Annotated in this window: 15 protein-coding genes; 4 read left to right on the forward strand and 11 right to left on the reverse strand. The window is 65.0% G+C overall.

All coding sequences use genetic code 11. The annotated features are described in order from the left end of the window. Nucleotides 1-105: 105 nt before the first annotated feature. On the reverse strand, nt 106-567 hold the full coding sequence (locus H9Q09_RS20225; protein ID WP_187392535.1) for a response regulator: 462 nt from the start codon (nt 565-567) through the stop codon (nt 106-108). Nucleotides 568-1,160: 593 nt separating this feature from the next. On the opposite strand from H9Q09_RS20225, the gene H9Q09_RS20230 reads away from it, so the two are divergent. Next, on the forward strand, nt 1,161-1,886 hold the full coding sequence (locus tag H9Q09_RS20230) for a phosphatase PAP2 family protein (protein WP_187392536.1): 726 nt from the start codon (nt 1,161-1,163) through the stop codon (nt 1,884-1,886). A 355-nt stretch (nt 1,887-2,241) separates the two neighbouring features. Here H9Q09_RS20230 and H9Q09_RS20235 read toward each other — a convergent pair whose 3' ends face one another. Beyond that, nucleotides 2,242-2,997, reverse strand: a complete 756-nt coding sequence (locus tag H9Q09_RS20235) for an SDR family oxidoreductase (protein WP_187392537.1) — start codon at nt 2,995-2,997, stop codon at nt 2,242-2,244. A 98-nt stretch (nt 2,998-3,095) separates the two neighbouring features. Between H9Q09_RS20235 and H9Q09_RS20240 the strand changes: the two genes are divergently transcribed. Next, nucleotides 3,096-4,001, forward strand: a complete 906-nt coding sequence (locus tag H9Q09_RS20240) for an AraC family transcriptional regulator (protein WP_187392538.1) — start codon at nt 3,096-3,098, stop codon at nt 3,999-4,001. 98 nt (nt 4,002-4,099) lie between these two features. Here the strand turns inward: H9Q09_RS20240 and H9Q09_RS20245 are convergent, their stop codons facing one another. From H9Q09_RS20245 to H9Q09_RS22820, 4 genes are all read right to left on the reverse strand, one after another. Beyond that, nucleotides 4,100-4,720, reverse strand: coding sequence for a response regulator transcription factor (locus H9Q09_RS20245; RefSeq protein WP_187392539.1), 621 nt, complete (start codon nt 4,718-4,720; stop codon nt 4,100-4,102). A 236-nt stretch (nt 4,721-4,956) separates the two neighbouring features. Beyond that, nucleotides 4,957-5,388, reverse strand: coding sequence for a hypothetical protein (locus H9Q09_RS20250; RefSeq protein ID WP_187392540.1), 432 nt, complete (start codon nt 5,386-5,388; stop codon nt 4,957-4,959). A 103-nt stretch (nt 5,389-5,491) separates the two neighbouring features. Next, nucleotides 5,492-6,253 carry a hypothetical protein gene (locus H9Q09_RS20255; RefSeq protein WP_187392541.1) on the reverse strand — a complete coding sequence of 254 codons (762 nt, stop codon included), beginning with the start codon at nt 6,251-6,253 and terminating at the stop codon, nt 5,492-5,494. Next, nucleotides 6,243-7,373, reverse strand: a complete 1,131-nt coding sequence (locus H9Q09_RS22820; protein WP_210315449.1) for a CsgG/HfaB family protein — start codon at nt 7,371-7,373, stop codon at nt 6,243-6,245. Before H9Q09_RS22820 ends, H9Q09_RS20255 begins: the two co-directional genes overlap by 11 nt. Nucleotides 7,374-7,628: 255 nt before the next feature. Between H9Q09_RS22820 and H9Q09_RS20265 the strand changes: the two genes are divergently transcribed. Both H9Q09_RS20265 and H9Q09_RS20270 read left to right on the forward strand, forming a co-directional pair. Next, entirely contained in the window at nt 7,629-8,150 is a 522-nt protein-coding gene (locus H9Q09_RS20265) for a molybdopterin-dependent oxidoreductase (protein ID WP_187392542.1), read from the forward strand. 22 nt (nt 8,151-8,172) lie between these two features. Then, on the forward strand, nt 8,173-10,785 hold the full coding sequence (locus H9Q09_RS20270) for a PAS domain-containing hybrid sensor histidine kinase/response regulator (RefSeq protein WP_187392543.1): 2,613 nt from the start codon (nt 8,173-8,175) through the stop codon (nt 10,783-10,785). 140 nt (nt 10,786-10,925) lie between these two features. Here the strand turns inward: H9Q09_RS20270 and H9Q09_RS20275 are convergent, their stop codons facing one another. The 5 genes from H9Q09_RS20275 to phnD form a co-directional block, all read right to left on the reverse strand. Further along, nucleotides 10,926-12,215, reverse strand: a complete 1,290-nt coding sequence (locus tag H9Q09_RS20275; RefSeq protein WP_024351267.1) for a sorbosone dehydrogenase family protein — start codon at nt 12,213-12,215, stop codon at nt 10,926-10,928. A 361-nt stretch (nt 12,216-12,576) separates the two neighbouring features. Further along, nucleotides 12,577-13,251, reverse strand: a complete 675-nt coding sequence (locus tag H9Q09_RS20280; RefSeq protein WP_187392544.1) for a class I SAM-dependent methyltransferase — start codon at nt 13,249-13,251, stop codon at nt 12,577-12,579. 235 nt (nt 13,252-13,486) lie between these two features. Beyond that, complete coding sequence (locus H9Q09_RS20285) at nt 13,487-14,626, reverse strand: alpha-D-ribose 1-methylphosphonate 5-triphosphate diphosphatase (RefSeq protein ID WP_187392545.1); 1,140 nt, start codon at nt 14,624-14,626, stop codon at nt 13,487-13,489. Between the two features lie 82 nt (nt 14,627-14,708). Next, nucleotides 14,709-15,530, reverse strand: coding sequence for a phosphonate ABC transporter, permease protein PhnE (gene phnE, locus H9Q09_RS20290; RefSeq protein WP_024351264.1), 822 nt, complete (start codon nt 15,528-15,530; stop codon nt 14,709-14,711). 103 nt (nt 15,531-15,633) lie between these two features. Then, on the reverse strand, nt 15,634-16,629 hold the full coding sequence (gene phnD / locus H9Q09_RS20295; protein WP_187392546.1) for a phosphonate ABC transporter substrate-binding protein: 996 nt from the start codon (nt 16,627-16,629) through the stop codon (nt 15,634-15,636). Between the last annotated feature and the right edge of the window lie 40 nt (nt 16,630-16,669).

A 16,669-nucleotide genomic window follows, 5' to 3' on the forward strand; every position in this document is an offset into this window, starting at 1 on the left:
AGGCAAGCCATCATCGACGCTTGCTGCGATGCCTGGAACCGCGCCACCAGAGATCCAAGCCGCATCCGGTCCCTTTGCAACTACCCGTACATTAAAGCGGTCAGTTCATGAGCGGGCCGGTATCACGTCTCGATCAGCCACGGTCAGGCTCGCACTTTGGGGATCGTAGAGAAGATTCCCTATCCGCAACTCGGTCGCCGCGATTTCCGCGGAACGTCTTCGCAAAGCCCTTAGTCGTGCCAGCAGTTCTTCAGTTGCGAACGGCTTGACGAGATAGTCATCAGCCCCCGCATCCAGTCCGGTCACCCGATCCCCGATCTCGTCCCGCGCGGTGAGCATCAATGTCGGCGTCCGCAGACCGGCGGCACGGGCGGACCTGACCAGCGCCCGCCCATCGCCGTCATCGAGCATGACGTCCACGATGCAGAGGTCGTATACCGCTATCTTCCACGCCGCGTCGGCGTCCGCGACCGTCGCGAACACATCGACCGCATGACCGGCCTGGGTCAGCCGTTGAGCCAAGGCCTCGGAAAGTAAGCGATCATTCTCGACGACCAGAATTCGCATCACAACTCTCCAGAACCTTACGTCGGCGAGGCGACGTGAAGCTCTCACTTTGCTGACGGGCTGAGCGTGTCCCAACGATGTCGCCCCGGCACTCCGAGGTGGGGCCGCCCGGGATGACGGGATGATGTCGCCCATCCTTCCAGAGCCGCTAGCCTACGATTTTCCTGTCACTCAAAGCTTGCCCGGTCAATCTCTCCATGCGGGGCGCAAAGCGCGTTCGCGCCTTGCTGTCGGCGTAGGTCACGTGCCGATGGCCCCATGTTGAATCTGACCAGTGCCGACGGACGATCTCCGTCCGGCTCGGTCTTCGAGAACGAAGAGAAGGGGCCCCTAAACAGCCTGCAACGAGATTCTTATCGGGCCACTTTCAATCGAAACGGCGGTCACCACCCGGAACTGCGTGCGACACCGCTCGGAATTCGCAGAGCTGACGGAGGCTGAGTCCGCCGGGGTGTGATGGCGGCGCGTGATCGCCACAAGCAAGCCATTACGACCAACACGTGCGGCGCCCAACTTCGGCGGCTTCGTCCAGCAGTTTGCAGGGCTCAAATCTGCAAGTTTTCTGCAAGTTAGCCAGCGCATCCGCCGGGGTCATGAGCGCACCCCTATCCAGCCCCTTTTCATCCGCCGCGAAATCGGACCGTCTGATTATCGCGTTCCTGATCGCCACCTTGGCAGCCAGCATGTTTTTCTGGATTTTTCCAGAACTCGACTTAGTTGTGAGTCGTTGGTTTTTTAGCCCTAACGAAGGCTTTATCTCGTCGAGCAATACAAAACTTCAAGGGCTCCGAAGGAGTTCCCGTTGGGCCTTGGCCGGAGTTATTGTCGTTATACTGCTCCGCATGATCTGGGATACCATCAACGGCGCCTTGACCTGGTCACGTGTGCGGAAGCCGATCTGGCTGCTGGCTGGACTAGCTCTTGGGCCGGGCTTGCTTGTGAACGGCCTCTTGAAAGCGCACTGGGGCCGACCCCGACCAATCAATGTCGACGTTTTTGGAGGGGACGCAGTCCACCAGACGGTCTGGGTCATCAGCGATTGGTGCGATCGAAACTGTTCGTTTGTGAGCGGAGAAGCGTCCTCGTCAGCCTGGCTTGTCGCTGCGGCCCTCGTGACGCCGAAGCCAGTAAGGCTGGCGGCAACAACAGTGACGCTTGTCTACGCTGGATCATTATCGCTTAACCGGATCGCCTTCGGCGGACATTTCCTTTCAGATGTTGTGCTTGCCTGGTTGATCTGCGGACTGATATTCGCAGTTCTTTATCGGCTTATCCCTGACAAGGCTCATCCTTTCTGCTCGGGCGGGACCCATCCTTAGCGAAGCCGCATGCGGGTGGAGCCAATCTGCCGGCTTCTGCCGATCTCCCGTCGTCGTTGACGATCATGCCGCTCCTAAGCGGTGGAGACTCGCAGGCCCGGACAGGATCGCCGCGGAGGCAAGTTCTGCACACCGCCGAGCGGATCTCCAAGCGTCTGCGCTTATAACAAGGCTCTGGCGGGGGCCTGACGGCGGTGGAGGACTATGTCCTGATAGCTTAGGGGCGGCTGCGCAAGACTTTCCGCACCCGCCGGGGCGATACATCTGAAGTCTCCTGCGGCTCGGTTCGGTAGAGATGTCTGGTCCCTATCGGGGGCCAGACATCATCATGCCGGCAGACGATACCGATGTGGATTCAGGCGTCCCAGTCGGCCGCGGCCACAGCGTCGGCACCGGCCGGAAACTTCATCGGACAGTTCGGATCAGTCGCGGCCCGCCATACGGCTTCTGCCACATCTATCGACCTGGTGACGGGGCCGGAGTGCTGCCGCAACTGCGCAACGACCGCGTTCGTGTAGTCCGCATAGGGCTCTGGGAACCCGCCAGCCTCCTCGATACGTCCAAAAGCATTCTTTCCGAAACTCGTCTCGGGGGCGAGACCCGGCAGCACGATGCGGACCGTGACGCCGAAGGGTTCCAACTCCAGCGCGACGGTTTCGGTGAACGCGTTCACTGCCGCCTTGCTGGCCGTGTAAACGGACAGCAGTGGCAGCGGCTTCACCGTGACGGTCGAAGTCACGTTGACGATCGTGCCAGACCGACGCTCACGGAACTGCGGCAGGACAGCCTGCATGGTCCGCATGGTCCCGATCGTGTTGGTCTCGAAGATGTCCCGGGCGATGTCCATGGGCGTGCCTTCCAGCGCATTAAGCCAGCCGACCCCGGCATTGTTGACGAGGACGTCGATCGGACCTGCCGCCTCGACCGCGCGCCGGACGCTTTCGTCGCTCCGGACGTCGAGGGGGAGGATACGGAGATGTTCCGAGGCGGGGAGGACGCTCTCGTCCGGGGTGCGCATGGTGGCGACGACCTTCCAGCTCTGGCCGAGGAAGTACCTGGCGATGTCGAGCCCGAAGCCGGACGAGCAGCCTGTGATGAGGACGGTGTTCATGATGTCTCCTTTGGTGCATGTGCACGGGAGACATGTGGACGTCGCAGGACGGACCAGCTATCGCAGGAAGTCCTGTTGGCATTCGCGAGCGTCCTGAATTGATCGATCCCTTCGCCGAGGTGGTGGCTTTGCTGCGGCCGAGTCTGCCCTTCTCCAAGCAGGCGAGCGGCGCGGGATCGTGGCGGATCGACGCGTCGGTGACGAAGGATCCGCTGTTCTGCGTGATCCTGGAGGGAGCCGTGCTCATGACGCTGGACGGGCAGCCGAGGCTCGAACTGAAGGAGAATGACTTCGTTCTTGTCCCCGCGGCCCGCGACTTCACGATGTGCAGCGTCGATGGCGGTCCGCCCAAGGGGCATTCGGTCCATACGATGCTCGACGGCGAGATGAGGCACGGCGATCCGTCGAAGCCGACGGACGTACGCATGCTGGCCGGCCGCCTTGCCTTCGGCTCGCCGGATGCCGGGCTGCTCCTGTCCCTGCTTCCGGAACTCATCCATGTGCGGGGGCTGAAGCGGATCGCGACCCTCGTGCAACTCGTCAGGGACGAAGCACAGGACGACCGGCCCGCCCGGGAGATGGTCCTGGCACGCCTGCTCGACGTAATGCTCATCGAGGCGTTGCGAGCGGCGTCGGGCAATGCCGCGCCGCCGGGATTGCTCCGCGGACTGGCCGATGCCCGGCTGGGAAGCGCAATACGCTGCATCCACGCCGATCCGCGTCATGGCTGGACGGTGGAGCGATTGGCGAGGGAGGCGTCGATGTCGCGCTCCGTCTTCTTCGACAGGTTTCGAAGGGAGGTCGGAGTGCCGCCGATGGAGTACCTGCTGTCCTGGAGAATGGCGCTCGCGCGGAATATGCTGAGGCGCGGGGAGGGCGGCGCAAAGGCGGTCGCGGAGGCGGTGGGCTATGGATCCGCCAGCTCCTTCAGCGTCGCGTTCACCCGGTTTGTCGGTGTCCCGCCGATGCAGTTTGCTCGCCAGGCCGGCTCCGAGGCGGGCTAGGCTGCCCGCCTGCGGCCGCTCTTGAGGCGCTACAGGCACGGAAACTAGGCGTCGAAGGACGGCGCCGGGCAAGAACACCGTCGATGGCCGCCTGTCGCCTATTGCTCGAAGAGCTTGGCGTCCCGGGCGATCATGGCGGCGTGGGTGCGGTTGCGGGCGTCGAGCTTGCGGGACAGCGTCTTGACGTGCAGCTTGACGGTGACCTCCTGCAGGTCGAGATCGCGGGCGATCTCCTTGTTGGCCTTGCCGTCGCACAGCCCTTCCAGGACCTGCATTTCCCGTGCCGACAGCTTGTCGGCCAGCGGATGGGAGGCTTCCGCCTCCATCTCGGTCATCCATTTGACCGGCGCGTATTGTTCGCCCGACGCCATGAAACGCAGGGCGTTGACCATGGATTTCGCGCCCAGCGTCTTCGGCACGAAGCCCGCTGCGCCGGCCGCCAGCGCGTCTTCGGCGACGGTGCGCGATGCCACGCCCGACATCAGCGCCACCGGCTTGTCCTGATTGGCCGCGATGGCCCGCTTGAGGCCGGCAAGACCGTCCATTCCGGGCATGCCGTAATCGAGGAGCACAAGATCGAAGGAGCCCGCCTCGTCGATGCGAACCAGCGCCTCGTCGAGGGTCGCTGCAACCGTCACCTCGATCCCGCCCTCATTCTGCAGAAACAGCGCGATGGTATCGCGAACCAGGTCGTGATCGTCTGCAACGAGAATCTTCAAGGACCGTCTCCTTCCGATCGCAGACCTCGGGCTTCTGCCGTCAGGACCGCGGCTCTCATTGTGCCCCGCCCGGCAGGAGAGGGCCAGCGGCGCCTCGCAGTGGTCCGTCTCGCACGGTCAGCGTGAGGGCTGAGGCTTTCCGATGGATTAAACAGGCGCATGGGACCGCTGCATTCGGCAGAGGCCCCGTGCGGTGCACATTGTCTGTGCGTGCGGTTCCATGGCCGACGCCGCATCTATTCGCCGATCCAGCTGTTGCCGTTGGCTAGGTTCTGCTCGCCCTCGTCCATGACGTTGGAGGTTGCCTGGGCGTCGCCATCGTTGTTCTGATGGTTCTCCGTCATGATCAGACCTTCGGCGCCATCCCCCAGCGTCATCTCGATCTGCTGCCAGTTGCCGACGGCGGTGGAGGTGGAATTGATGATGACCGGCGATCCGAAGGCACCGGCGACGCCGGCCGCGCCTGCAGCACTGCCACGATTGTCCCGGGCGTACTGGTAGGCAAAGGCGGTCTCCCGGTTGCGCTCGGGGAAATCCCAGGGATGCGGGCCGACAAGCGGTTCCCGTCCGCCGGCCATGGCGGCGACGGCGAGTTCGCCCAGGATCAGGGCGGCGATGGCCGAGACCCAGAACCAGCGGGCATGCGTATCGTGATGTGTCCGGCGCATGATCGGTTTCCTTGCAGGTGAAAGAGGAACGGCGGGGCGTTGGGAGGGCAAACGCCCCGCCGCCGGATCGGAGCGGTTCGACCGAACCGCTCCGGGGGGCCTGTTACGGCAGCGTCACCGCGACGACCGGCTCGGCCGGACCGACATTGACGCTGAAATTGTTGCCGATCGCCGTGGCCGAGGAGCCGAGCGCAGGGCCGTCCAGGCCGCCGACACCGGTGAAGCCGGCAATCGTCATCATGTCGGCCGAGGAGTTCGCCGACACATCGGCCATCGCCGTCTGCACGTTGTTGCCGATGCCCAGGCCGTTCTGCGGGTCGGTGTATTCCAGATCGACGGTCAGACTGTTGACGACGGCCGTGGCCGAATTGTCGAGGCTTGCGTTGTAGATGGTGTCCGACGTCGCATCGGCACTCACCGAGCCGGCCTCTGCCGGATCGAGCCCGCCGAAATTCTGCACCGAGTCGTAGTTGATCTGCACGTCGGACGAGATCGCGGCGCTGTTGCCCAGGGCCTGCGCGTTGTTCTCAAGCGCCGCCAGGTCGGAGACCGAGCTCGTGTCGATGCCGACGATGTCGAGCACCGGAGCAAGCGGATCGAGAAGCGCTCCGGCCGGCGCATTGGTGAAGGCGCTGATATTGCTGGTCGCGGCGATGTCGCCGAGCAGGTCCTGCTCGTTCTCGGCCTGGTTCAGGCCGGTGGGCGCGAGTTCCGTGATCGCCGTGGTGGTGGTGTCGATCGTGGTGGTGACGTTGGCATCCCAGATCCAGTTCGCCTCGTCGAAGGCATGGGCCGGAACGGCGCCTGCCAGCATTGCGAGAACGGCGGCTCCAGCCATCAGCTGCTTCTGTCGGTTACGCGTCATGTTTCTTCTCCTTGGGGTTTGCCGCAGGTTTCTTGGTGTCCATTCCCGGCTCACAGTGCTTGTTCTTGACTGTTGGGAAGCCGAGTCCTTCGGTGAGGATCTGGTAGGAAGCCAGCTCCACCACCGATCGCACGCCGAGCTGCAGCGGCTCGTTTTTCACAGTTCCGGCGTCGAATTCGAGAAGTTGTGCTCCGAAGAAGCGGTACACGCCGGATTCGACCTCGTAGCCGACGACCTGCTTCTGGAGACTTGTGACGTAGACGGTGCGGAAGGTCCTGACGTCGACCAGCCGAAGGTCCAGGCCGACATTGATGACGGCCTTTCGAATGCCGCCGCCAATGCCGCCGACGAACAACCGCGCGCCCCCGCTCACGATGTTGTAGTTGAGTTCGGTCAGCGCCCCGAGCACGACGAAGTCGGACGGAATCACATCGAGCGTGCGCACCTTCCGGCGGATCGCCTTCTTCTCGATGAGCTGCTGCTCGGCCAGCGGCACCCGGACGTCGAGGCGCTCGGTCAGCGCCACCTGCCGGGTCTTGAAGAAGGCGCTGATGACCATCTCGGAGACGCCCTGGGTCAGCTCGGCGCTGTCGGTATATTTCGCGTAGGTCTTCTGGCCGGTTTTGTCGCTGATCTGCCCGACCGTGAGCGAGGGACGCCGCTTCGTCTTCACGTCGGCCATGGCGGTGAGACAGGCCGTATAGGGTGTCTCGTTGCTCTGGACCGGCGCACCATAGGCCGGGGCGACATGGCTGGCGGCGGTGTAGGCCGCAGTCTGGCATCCGGCGAAGGCCGGAGCGAGGCCGGCGATGACGGCCAGCCTGATCGCCAGTTTGCGCCGGCCGGTGCCCGTATGACCGGAGTTGCCGTTGCAGATTACCGTCGTATTTCTGGCGAGTTTCGATCTCGGCCGCATGACGTTCCCCTCCGAACCCTTTTCGAGAGCCGCGGCTGAAGAAGTGCCGTCCGGTCTGTCTCGATGTCCTGAGTAGAGACCGCCGAAGAACGCAATGACAGCGCGCAACAGGTTAGAAACGGAGACGGAAGAATAGTCCGGTCTCGAACAGATATGCTTGGGCAGCCAGGCGGATAGTCGAACTATACGAAAGGCGAGGGGCACCGAGGATGGCCGGCGACCGGACGCCGGTGCGCAGGGCGCGATCCCGCCAGCACAGAGGCGCCGAACAAGGGCTCCGATCGCGGCAGGGCGCGCCCCAGGGCACGCCGGCGACGCGCGACCTATACGAAAGGATAGGCCGGCTCTCCGATGCTCCGGCGCATTGTCCGTGCGGTCAGGCTACGATCGGCGAGGAACCATGCCACGCGGGGCGCCCGCGCCCGTTCAGACCCATCCCACCGGACCGGAGCCGATCTCATGCCAACCGCTCGCCTCGCTGCCCCTGCCTTCGTCGCTGTCCTTGCCCTTGGTACGATGCTCGCTCCAGGCATGGCAGCGGAACTCGACGCACCGACAGGCGACGTCCTCCTGACGGTCAGCGGCGCCGTCACCGTCACCAATCGGGGCGATATGGCGGTCTTCGATCTTGGCCTCCTGGAATCCTTGCCGCAGGTGGAGTTCACCACCGCGACGATCTGGACGCAGGGCGAGCACCGCTTCACCGGCGTGACGCTGGAAGCGCTGCTCGACGCGGTCGGGGCCGACGGGACCATCCTGAATGCCACGGCGATCAACGATTACAGCGTCGAGATCCCGGTCTCCGACGCGGTCGAAGGGGGCCCGATCGTCGCCTATCGCATGGATGGCGAGACCATGTCGGTCCGGGACAAGGGACCGCTCTGGGTCGTCTATCCCTATGACGACGTGCGCGAATATCGCAGCGAGGTGATCTATTCGCGCAGCATCTGGCAGCTCGACCGGATCGACATCCGCCCGTGACGGTCGCGACGGAAGACCCGGCATGATTGCGACCGCCGATCCACGGCCGGCGCGCCGGCGCGTCTGGCAATGGGCCCGTCGATACGGCCTCGGCCTCGCCGCGGGCCTGGTGGTCATCGCGCTGGGCGTCGTCGGGCTGCGCCTGTTCGACGGTGTCTCGGCCCTGCGCTCCGCTCCGCACGACAATCTGCAATGGTCGCTCGCCCAGATCGAGGTCGATCTCCTGCAACTGACCAATGCCGCCGACGTCTTCGACCATCCCGAACAGGGCCTCGGCGAGTTCCGGCGGCGCTTCGACATCTTCTACAGCCGGATGAACACGGTGTCGTCGGGCGCGGTCTTCGCCGAACTGCGCGATATCGACAGCATCGGGGCGATCCTTGCCCGGATCAACGGCTTCCTCGCCGAGACCGTGCCGCTGGTGGACGGCGACGACCGGATGTTGCGTGCCGTCGGCGACCGGGTTCGTGCCGACATCGAGGCGCTGCGCGACCCGGTCCGTCGCCTGTCGTTGGAAGGCGTGCGCCTGTTCGCCAAGCTGTCCGACAGCCAGCGTATCGCCTTCGAGGCGCTGTTGCTCACCGCGTCGCTTGTTGCCGCTGCGCTGATTGTCATCCTGGCCGTCGCCAGTGCGGTGCTGACTCGCCAGTACCGGATCTCGATCCAGCGTCTGCAGGAGTTGCAGCGCAATCGCGAACGGCTGGCCGCGACGATCAATTCGGCGCTCGACGCGATTATCGTCAGCGACGAGAACGGACGGCTGATCGAGATGAACCGGGCGGCGGAGGAGGTCTTCGGATACAGCCGCGCGGATGCCGTCGGCCGCGACATGGCGGAGATGATCATCCCGCCCCGCTACCGCGAAGCGCATCGGGCAGGGATGGCACGTCTGCGCGCCACCGGCGAAAAGCGGGTGGTCGACCAGGGTCGTGTCAATCTCGACGCCCTGCATGCCGACGGCAGCGAATTCCCGGTCGAACTGTCGATCGGTTCGGCCACCGGACAGTCCGGGCCGATCTTCATCGCCTTCATCCGCGACATCTCAGAACGGCTGCAGGCCGAACGGGCGCTGACCGATGCCCGCGACCAGGCCATGGCGGCGGACCGGGCGAAGTCGGAGTTCATCGCCGTGATGAGCCACGAGATGCGGACGCCGCTGAATGGCCTGCTCGGCGTCCTCGACCTTCTCGGGCGGACGAGGCTTGCCGAGGAGCAGGCCGAATATCTTCAGGTCGCCACAACGTCGGGCGAAATCCTGCTGCGCAACGTCAACGACGTGCTCGACATCGCGCGGATGGAATCGGGCAAGCTGACCTTCGACGTCAGGCCGTTCGACCTTGCCGGCACGATCCGCCGAGTCGCCGACGTCAACCGTCCCCTCGCCGCCGCGAGCGGTGTGCCGATCCATGTCGATATCGGGCCGGTGGATCACCTCCTCGGCGATGTCCACCGGATCCAGCAGATCGCCATGAATCTCATCGGCAATGCGGTGAAGTTCACCCGTTCCGGCGAGATCCGCGTCGCCTTGCAGACGCTTTCGGCCGCCGCCGGCTTCACCCGTTTGCGTCTGACGGTGACCGATACCGGCATCGGCATCGCCGCCGCCGACCAGAAGCGGATTTTCGAGGATTTCGTCACCCTCGACGCCTCCTATGCGCGCGAAGCGGCCGGTTCGGGACTGGGGCTCGCCATCTGCCGCCGCATCGTCGACGCCCTCGACTGCACCATCTCGGTCTGCAGCGAACCTGGGCGCGGCAGTTGCTTCACCATGGAGATCACCTTGCCGAACGCCGGGGCCGGTAAGACCGGGGAGGGCGCCTCGCCGCGTCCGTTGGCGGATGCCGCCGCGCAGTCTCGATCGCTCGACGTGCTCGTGGTGGAGGACAATGCGATCAACCGTTTCGTGGTGCGCGAGATGATCACCGAGGCCGGGCATCGGGTGGACGAAGCCTGCGATGGGCTCGAAGGTGTCACCATGGCGGGGCACCGGGCCTACGATCTCGTCCTCATGGACATCAGCATGCCCGGCATGACCGGCATCGAGGCGACGGTCGCCATCCGCGCCTCGCAGGGGCCGTCCTGCAACGCGCCCATCTTCGGCCTGACCGCCCATGCCCGCCCCGAGGAACAGGCACGCTTTGCGGAGGCGGGCATGCAGGCCTGCCTGACCAAGCCGATCCGGATGGAGCGGCTGACCAGGATGATCGCAGACGTGCAAAAGGCGGTTGCGGGAAACGCGAGCCCCGGCGCGAAGGACGCGGCCGCCGTCGACAGGCGGGAGGGCGCCCCCCCGATCCTCGACGCCGACACGGTTGACGAACTGGCGGCGATGATGGCGCCGGCGCGTTTCACGGAGCTTCTGCACCGTGTTTCGAAGGATCTCGACGAGGGAATCGCGGCGCTTCAGGTGGCCATGCGGAAGGGCGAGCACGAGGCGGCAGCGCATGAGGCGCATCGTCTGGCCGGAAGCGCCGCCCTCGTCGGCGCCCAGGCGCTGCATGCGGTTCTCGCCTCCCTCGAAGCGGCCTGCCGAACCGGAGATCCGGCACGTGCCGAAGACGCCGCGCAAACAGCCTGGACGATTGCAGGGGACACACGAACGGTCCTTCGCGAACTGGCGGAAGGCGCACGCTGACCCGTTGCAGCCCGATGACCTGTGGATGCAGGCCGCCCAAATCAGCGACAGCGCGGCCGTGCGGATCAGTGGTGGCCGACGATGCTTTTCCGTTCAAGGCGCGGGCCTCCGCGATCACCGCTACGGGGCGACCGGCCGCGTCAGGCGGCGGTCACGCGCCAGATGACGTCTCCCACATCGTCCGCCATCAGCAGCGATCTGCCGTCCGGGCCGATCGCCACGCCGACGGGACGTCCATAGGCAAGTTTCTCGTCCTCGGACAGGAAGCCGGACAGGATATCGCGAGCCGGTCCGTTCGGCGCGCCATTGGCGAAGGGGACGAAGATCAGCTTGTAGCCGCTGAGCGTCGAGCGGTTCCATGATCCGTGCTGGCCGATCACCATGCCCTCGCCGAACCCCGGCAAGGTGCCGCTCGGCATCCAGCAGAGGCCGAGCGATGCTGTGTGGCCGCCGAGCGCATAATCCGGCTGGATGGCACGGGCGACGAGGTCCGGAGCCTGCGTGACACGGTCGTCCACGGTCTTGCCCCAGTAGCAATAGGGCCAGCCGTAGAACCCGCCCTCTTCGACGGACGTAAGGTAGTCGGGCGGCGTTTCGTCCCCGAGCCCGTCGCGCTCGTTGACGACCGTCCAGAGCTTTCCCGTGACCGGCTCGAAGGCCATGCCGACCGGGTTTCGCAGCCCGGAGGCAAAAATCCGCGCCTGTCCGGTGGCCACGTCCAGTTCCCAGATCGCCGCGCGACCCTCTTCCGCCGCCATCCCCTTGTCGCCGATGTTGGACAGTGATCCGACGCCGGCGTAGATCTTCGCCCGATCCGGCGAGACGATCAGGCTGCGGGTCCAGTGCCCGTGCGGCTTGAAGTCGACGAGCTTTTCACCACCGCCCGTGAGGCTCGTATCGCCTGGCTGGTAGTCGAAGCACCGAATGCCGTCCGTGTTCCCGAGATAGAACCGGTCGCCGACCAGCGCCATGCCGAAGGGCTGGTTCTGGTTTTCCACGAAGACCTCGCGGCGCTCGGCGACGCCGTCCCCATCCGCGTCACGCCAGAGGGTCACGCGATTGGCGCTGCGGCCGACCGCCTTGACGCGGCGCATCGTGGCCTGCTGAGCGTGGTCCATGAGCGTGCGCGGCCGCTCCGGCTGTTCCTTCGACTCCGCCACGAGGACGTCGCCGTTGGGCAGAACCTCGATCCAGCGGGGATGATCGAGGTTCGACGCAAAAGCATTGACCTGAAGCCCCGGCGCGCAGATGGGCAGGCGCCCCTCCTTCCAGCCCTCTGCGGCGGGAAGTTTCAAGGTCATGATTCCCTGCTTTCGCGCCTCCGGAATCTGCGGTGTCAGCCCGACGGCCTGATGCGACGGAGAACCAAGGCGCCTGACGAGCGCGACAGCCCCGCCCACGACTTCAGTCGCCTTCGCGAGAATTCCCATAGTCGACCGCCTTGTCCGAGGAGCATGTATGGAGGGGACCAACAGCTGTGGCGCGTTGGCCCTGATATGCGGTTTTCACTATCACATGCGCCGACGTCAAGGCGTCTCGGGCTGCCGCATCGGGCCCGGCCATCCGACATCGCGCGACCGGGCCGAAGCCCGTTTGGCAGGGCGGTTCATAGACCGTCTTCGAGTGCGCGAGCCGGGACATGACCGCTTTCAACGATATGGGGTTGGCCGGGAAACGACTGTAACGGGTCGGCGCGGAACGGCCAGAACCAGAGTTGGTCCTCCGGCGGTACCGGCGATGTCGCAGGCAGGGGCATTCACAGCGTCCTTCCCGCCACCTTCGGCACCGGGGTCAGGGGGCGTAGGCGATCCAGCCCCTGAACGTGAACCCGGCGTAAAACAACGCGACGTCCTCGAAGCCGGCCTCCCGAAGCAAGGCCTCGTCGTCTTCCGGCGACAAGGCCGGCAGACGGTCGCCGATCGCCGCGATCGCGCCCGGCATCTGCGCCGCCGGCACGCCCGACATGACCGCAAAGGCGGCGAAGCGTTCCAGCCAAAGTGCTTTGCGCTCCGGGTCCTGCGGAAAGCTGTGATGCGCAACGGCGAAGGGCGCGCCGGGCCTGAGCCGCCTGCGGAGGGCGCTCAGCGTCCGCAAGCGCTCCTCTCGCGGCAGAAAGTGCAGGGTCAGGAGGCAGGTGGCACCGTCGAAGGGCCCGTCCGGCGCGACATCGATGGTGCCTTCATGCAGCCGAACGCGCGAGGTGAGGGGGCCGAGGGTCCTCTTCGCCAGATTCAGCATCTCCGCCGAGGGATCGACGCCGTCGAACCGCCAGCCGGGCTGGAACTCGGCAAATGCCTTCAGTTCAAGCCCGCCACCGGCCCCCAGGACGAGCACATGACCGTCCGCATCCACGCGCTCCGCAAGAAGCAGCGCTGCCATGCGTTGCAAATGGTGAAAGCCCGGCACCATTCGCACCGGACCTTCTGCATATCGGGCAACCGAGGCGGGATCAGAGAACGACGACAAGTGGCACCTTCAGGTCTCCGGGTGCAGAGGCAGCGCCTGCATAACATGAGGTTAGCACATGCCGGCAAGTCACTGTCATTGCTGATGGAAATCTGGCGTGGATCGAGGCATGCCGGCCCCACCATCTTCTAATCAAGCGATTTGCAGTTGCCTGCAATTAGGCGAATTCGGCCTCCGCACAGACCGCGAGGGGCCGTTTGTTCTATCCGGGCCGGAGCGGGATGCCGCGCACGCCTCAGGCGACCCGGTTGCCCTGGCGCCAGACGGAGCGGACCACCGGCGGCTCGCCGGGATGGCTGCGTACCCGCACCAGATCGGCGCGCCGGCCGACGGCGATGCTGCCGCGGTCTGTCAGGCCGACCGCCTCCGCCGGGTTCAGCGTCACCAGTCTGATCGCCTCCGGCAAGTCCGCCGCACCAATGTCGACGAGATGGAAGGCTGCCTGCAGCATGGAAAACGGGACGTAGTCCGAGGACAAGATGTCGAGAAGGCCGAGCCGAAGCAGTTCGATTGCCGAGACGTTGCCCGAATGCGAGCCACCGCGCACGATATTCGGCGCGCCCATCAGGACATGCAGACCAGCAACGCGCGAAGCGGACGCCGCTTCCAGGGTCGTCGGGAACTCGGCGATGCTCATACCCAGCGCCAGGGCCTCGTCGACATGGGCGATCGTCGCATCGTCATGGGACGCCAGCGCGATGCCGCGCTCCCGGCATATCTCGGCGATATCGCGGCGGTGTCGGTCGGCGAATTCCGTCGACTGCGCCAGCCGCTCGCCGCTGAAACTCTCGAACGCGGCGTCCGAGAGGCCGAGCTTCTTCTGGTAATATGTCCGGTACGCCTCGAGATCGGCGAATTGCCGCTGGCCGGGCGCATGGTCCATCAGCGAGACGAGCTTCAGGAGGGGATTGCCGGCCAATCCGGCAAAGCCTGCCAGGACATCGGCCGCGGAAACTTCGCAGCGCAGATGGATGTAGTGGTCGGCACGCACCCGTTCCTCGTTGACGGCCCTGCCGATCATCTCACCCATCTCGGCCATTTCGTCGGCGGTGAGCGTGGCGTTCTCGTCGGTGCCGACCCGCAGCGCGTCGAAGACCGTGGTGATGCCCGAGCCGGCGATCTGGGTATCGTGCGCCTGGATGGCGGCCATCTTGTTCCACAGCACCTTCGGCCGCGGCATAAAATGCCCCTCGATATGGTCGGTATGCAACTCGACGAGGCCGGGGATGAGCGTGTCGCCGTCCATGTCCTGCCCGGTCCTTGCCGGGCCTTCGCCGATCTCCGCGATCAGTTCGCCGTGCAGGACCAGGTGCCCGTGGATCACCGTATCGGCGGTGACGATGCGGGCGTTGGTCAGTACTGTTTCGTGCGGCATGTCGGGTGATTTTCTGGGTTGAGGGCTTGCGGGAGGAGAATGGCGCCGGCCGCTGCCTTTTCGGGGCGCGCGGCATCGACCCTCAGGTGACGAAACGACGGAGCTGTTGCGACAGGAGGTCGGTCAGCACCACCGACAGGACGATGATGATCAGTATGGCGGCGGATTGCGGATAGTAGAAACCGCGGACCGACTCGAACAGGACCTGACCGATGCCTCCGGCGCCGATGACACCCAGAACCGTCGCGGCCCGCACATTGGATTCGAAACGGTAGAGCGCATAGGAAATCCACAGCGGCAGCACCTGCGGGATCACCCCGAAGACGATTTCCTGCAGCTTCGACGCGCCGGTGGCGCGGATGCCTTCCACCGGCCGCGGGTCGATCGCCTCGACGGCCTCGGAGAACAGCTTGGCGAGAATGCCCGTGGTGTGGATGAACAGCGCCATGACGCCGGCAAACGGTCCGAGGCCGACGGCGACGACGAACAGCACCGCCCAGACGATCTCGTGGATGGCGCGGAAGAAGTCCATCAGCCGGCGGCAGGGCTGCAGGATGTACCAAGGCACCATGTTGTGCGCCGACAGGATGCCGAAGGGGATGGCGAGCAACACGGACAGGACGGTGCCCCACAGGGCGATCTGCACCGTGACGACCATTTCCTCGGCGTAGTAGCGCCAGTCGGTGAAGTCGGGATTGGCGAAGCCGGCGGCGTATTGCGCCATGTTGTCGGCATCGGTGAAGAGATAGGTCCAGCGACCCATCTCGGCCGGTGCCCAGCTCCACAGAAGGGCGGCCGCAAGCCCACCCCAGATCACCGCGTTCCAGGCACTGCGAGACCAGTCGCGGCCGGCATTCAGGTCGGGGGCAGCGGGGCGCGAGAGAGAAACCGCGTCGTCGGTCATCGGGCATCCTGTGATCGGCGAAACCGGCCGGCGCCTGGATACGGTGCCGGCCGGAAGGGTGTGGCGAAGCGTGCGACGGGCAGGGCCCGTCGCGCGTGACGCGTCAGCTCTGCGGAGCGCTCTTGATCTTCTTCTCGTAGCCGGCCTTTTCAGCTTCGAGCTTCTCGATCTCGGCCGTCTTCTCCTCGGCGCTCCGGGACTCGTCGGCCTCGATCTGGGCGATCGTCTTCGACAGTTCCATCACGCGGATCGGCAGGAGCTGGTCATTGGTGGATGCGACGAAGGGCGCCCATTCGAGGCCGGCAAGGACTTCCTTCTCGTGGGCCACGTCACCGGTCGACTGGTCGGTGCCGTAGGTCACGAAGAACTCCCTGATCTTGTCCTTGCTCTCCTGCGGCAGGTTGGTGTTCCACACGATCGGATCGGCCGGGATCAGCGGCGACTTCCAGATCACCTTGATCTTGGCGAAGGCGTCCGGATTGTTCTTCTCGATGAGGGCGAGGCTCTCGGTATTGTTCGCCGCCGCATCGACCTGGCCGTTGGCGACGGCCATGGCGTTGGTCTCGTGGTTGGCGTTGGTGACGTTCTTGAAGCACTCCTTCGGGTCGACGCCGTTGGCGGCGAAGACGAAGGTCATCGGGACGAGATAGCCGGAGGTCGAGTTCGGGTCACCGAGGCCGAAATTCAGCGACTGGTCGCATTTCAGGAGATCCTCGACCTTCTCGAGCGGCGAGTCCTTCGGTGCGAGCACCAGCGACCAGTAGCCGGGATTGCCGGAGATATCGACGGTCTGGGCGAAGATCTCGCCATTGGCGCGATCAACGGCTTCCATGGCGGACTTGTTGCCGTACCAGGCGAGCTGCACCTTGTCGAAACGCATGCCCTCGATGACGCCGGCATAGTCGGACGCGAAGAAGGGCTTCACGGCGAGGCCGGTCTTCTCTTCCATGTCGGCGAGGAACGGCTCCCATTTCGGCCGCAGATTCTGCTGGCTCTCGGTGGAGATGATGCCGAAGGCGAGCTCGTCCTGGGCAAGCGCCGTGGTCGAGATGCCGGCGACCATCGTGGCGGCGGCGAGTGTGCGAAGAACCATGTTCATGGCGTTGTTTCCCCTGTTGCGTTTGGCTGTCGTGGTGACT

This window comes from Aurantimonas sp. DM33-3 (assembly GCF_014334315.1).
Taxonomy (GTDB): Bacteria; Pseudomonadota; Alphaproteobacteria; order Rhizobiales; family Rhizobiaceae; genus Aurantimonas; species Aurantimonas coralicida.

Coding starts and splice junctions, on each gene's coding strand:
- phnD (WP_187392546.1), bottom strand. CDS start 16,629: ATGAACATGGTTCTTCGCACACTCGCCGCCGCCACGATGGTCGCCGGC.
- H9Q09_RS20235 (WP_187392537.1), bottom strand. CDS start 2,997: ATGAACACCGTCCTCATCACAGGCTGCTCGTCCGGCTTCGGGCTCGAC.
- H9Q09_RS20255 (WP_187392541.1), bottom strand. CDS start 6,253: ATGACGCGTAACCGACAGAAGCAGCTGATGGCTGGAGCCGCCGTTCTC.
- H9Q09_RS20250 (WP_187392540.1), bottom strand. CDS start 5,388: ATGCGCCGGACACATCACGATACGCATGCCCGCTGGTTCTGGGTCTCG.
- H9Q09_RS20230 (WP_187392536.1), top strand. CDS start 1,161: ATGAGCGCACCCCTATCCAGCCCCTTTTCATCCGCCGCGAAATCGGAC.
- H9Q09_RS20225 (WP_187392535.1), bottom strand. CDS start 567: ATGCGAATTCTGGTCGTCGAGAATGATCGCTTACTTTCCGAGGCCTTG.
- H9Q09_RS20285 (WP_187392545.1), bottom strand. CDS start 14,626: ATGCCGCACGAAACAGTACTGACCAACGCCCGCATCGTCACCGCCGAT.
- H9Q09_RS20275 (WP_024351267.1), bottom strand. CDS start 12,215: ATGGGAATTCTCGCGAAGGCGACTGAAGTCGTGGGCGGGGCTGTCGCG.
- H9Q09_RS20270 (WP_187392543.1), top strand. CDS start 8,173: ATGATTGCGACCGCCGATCCACGGCCGGCGCGCCGGCGCGTCTGGCAA.
- phnE (WP_024351264.1), bottom strand. CDS start 15,530: ATGACCGACGACGCGGTTTCTCTCTCGCGCCCCGCTGCCCCCGACCTG.
- H9Q09_RS20265 (WP_187392542.1), top strand. CDS start 7,629: ATGCCAACCGCTCGCCTCGCTGCCCCTGCCTTCGTCGCTGTCCTTGCC.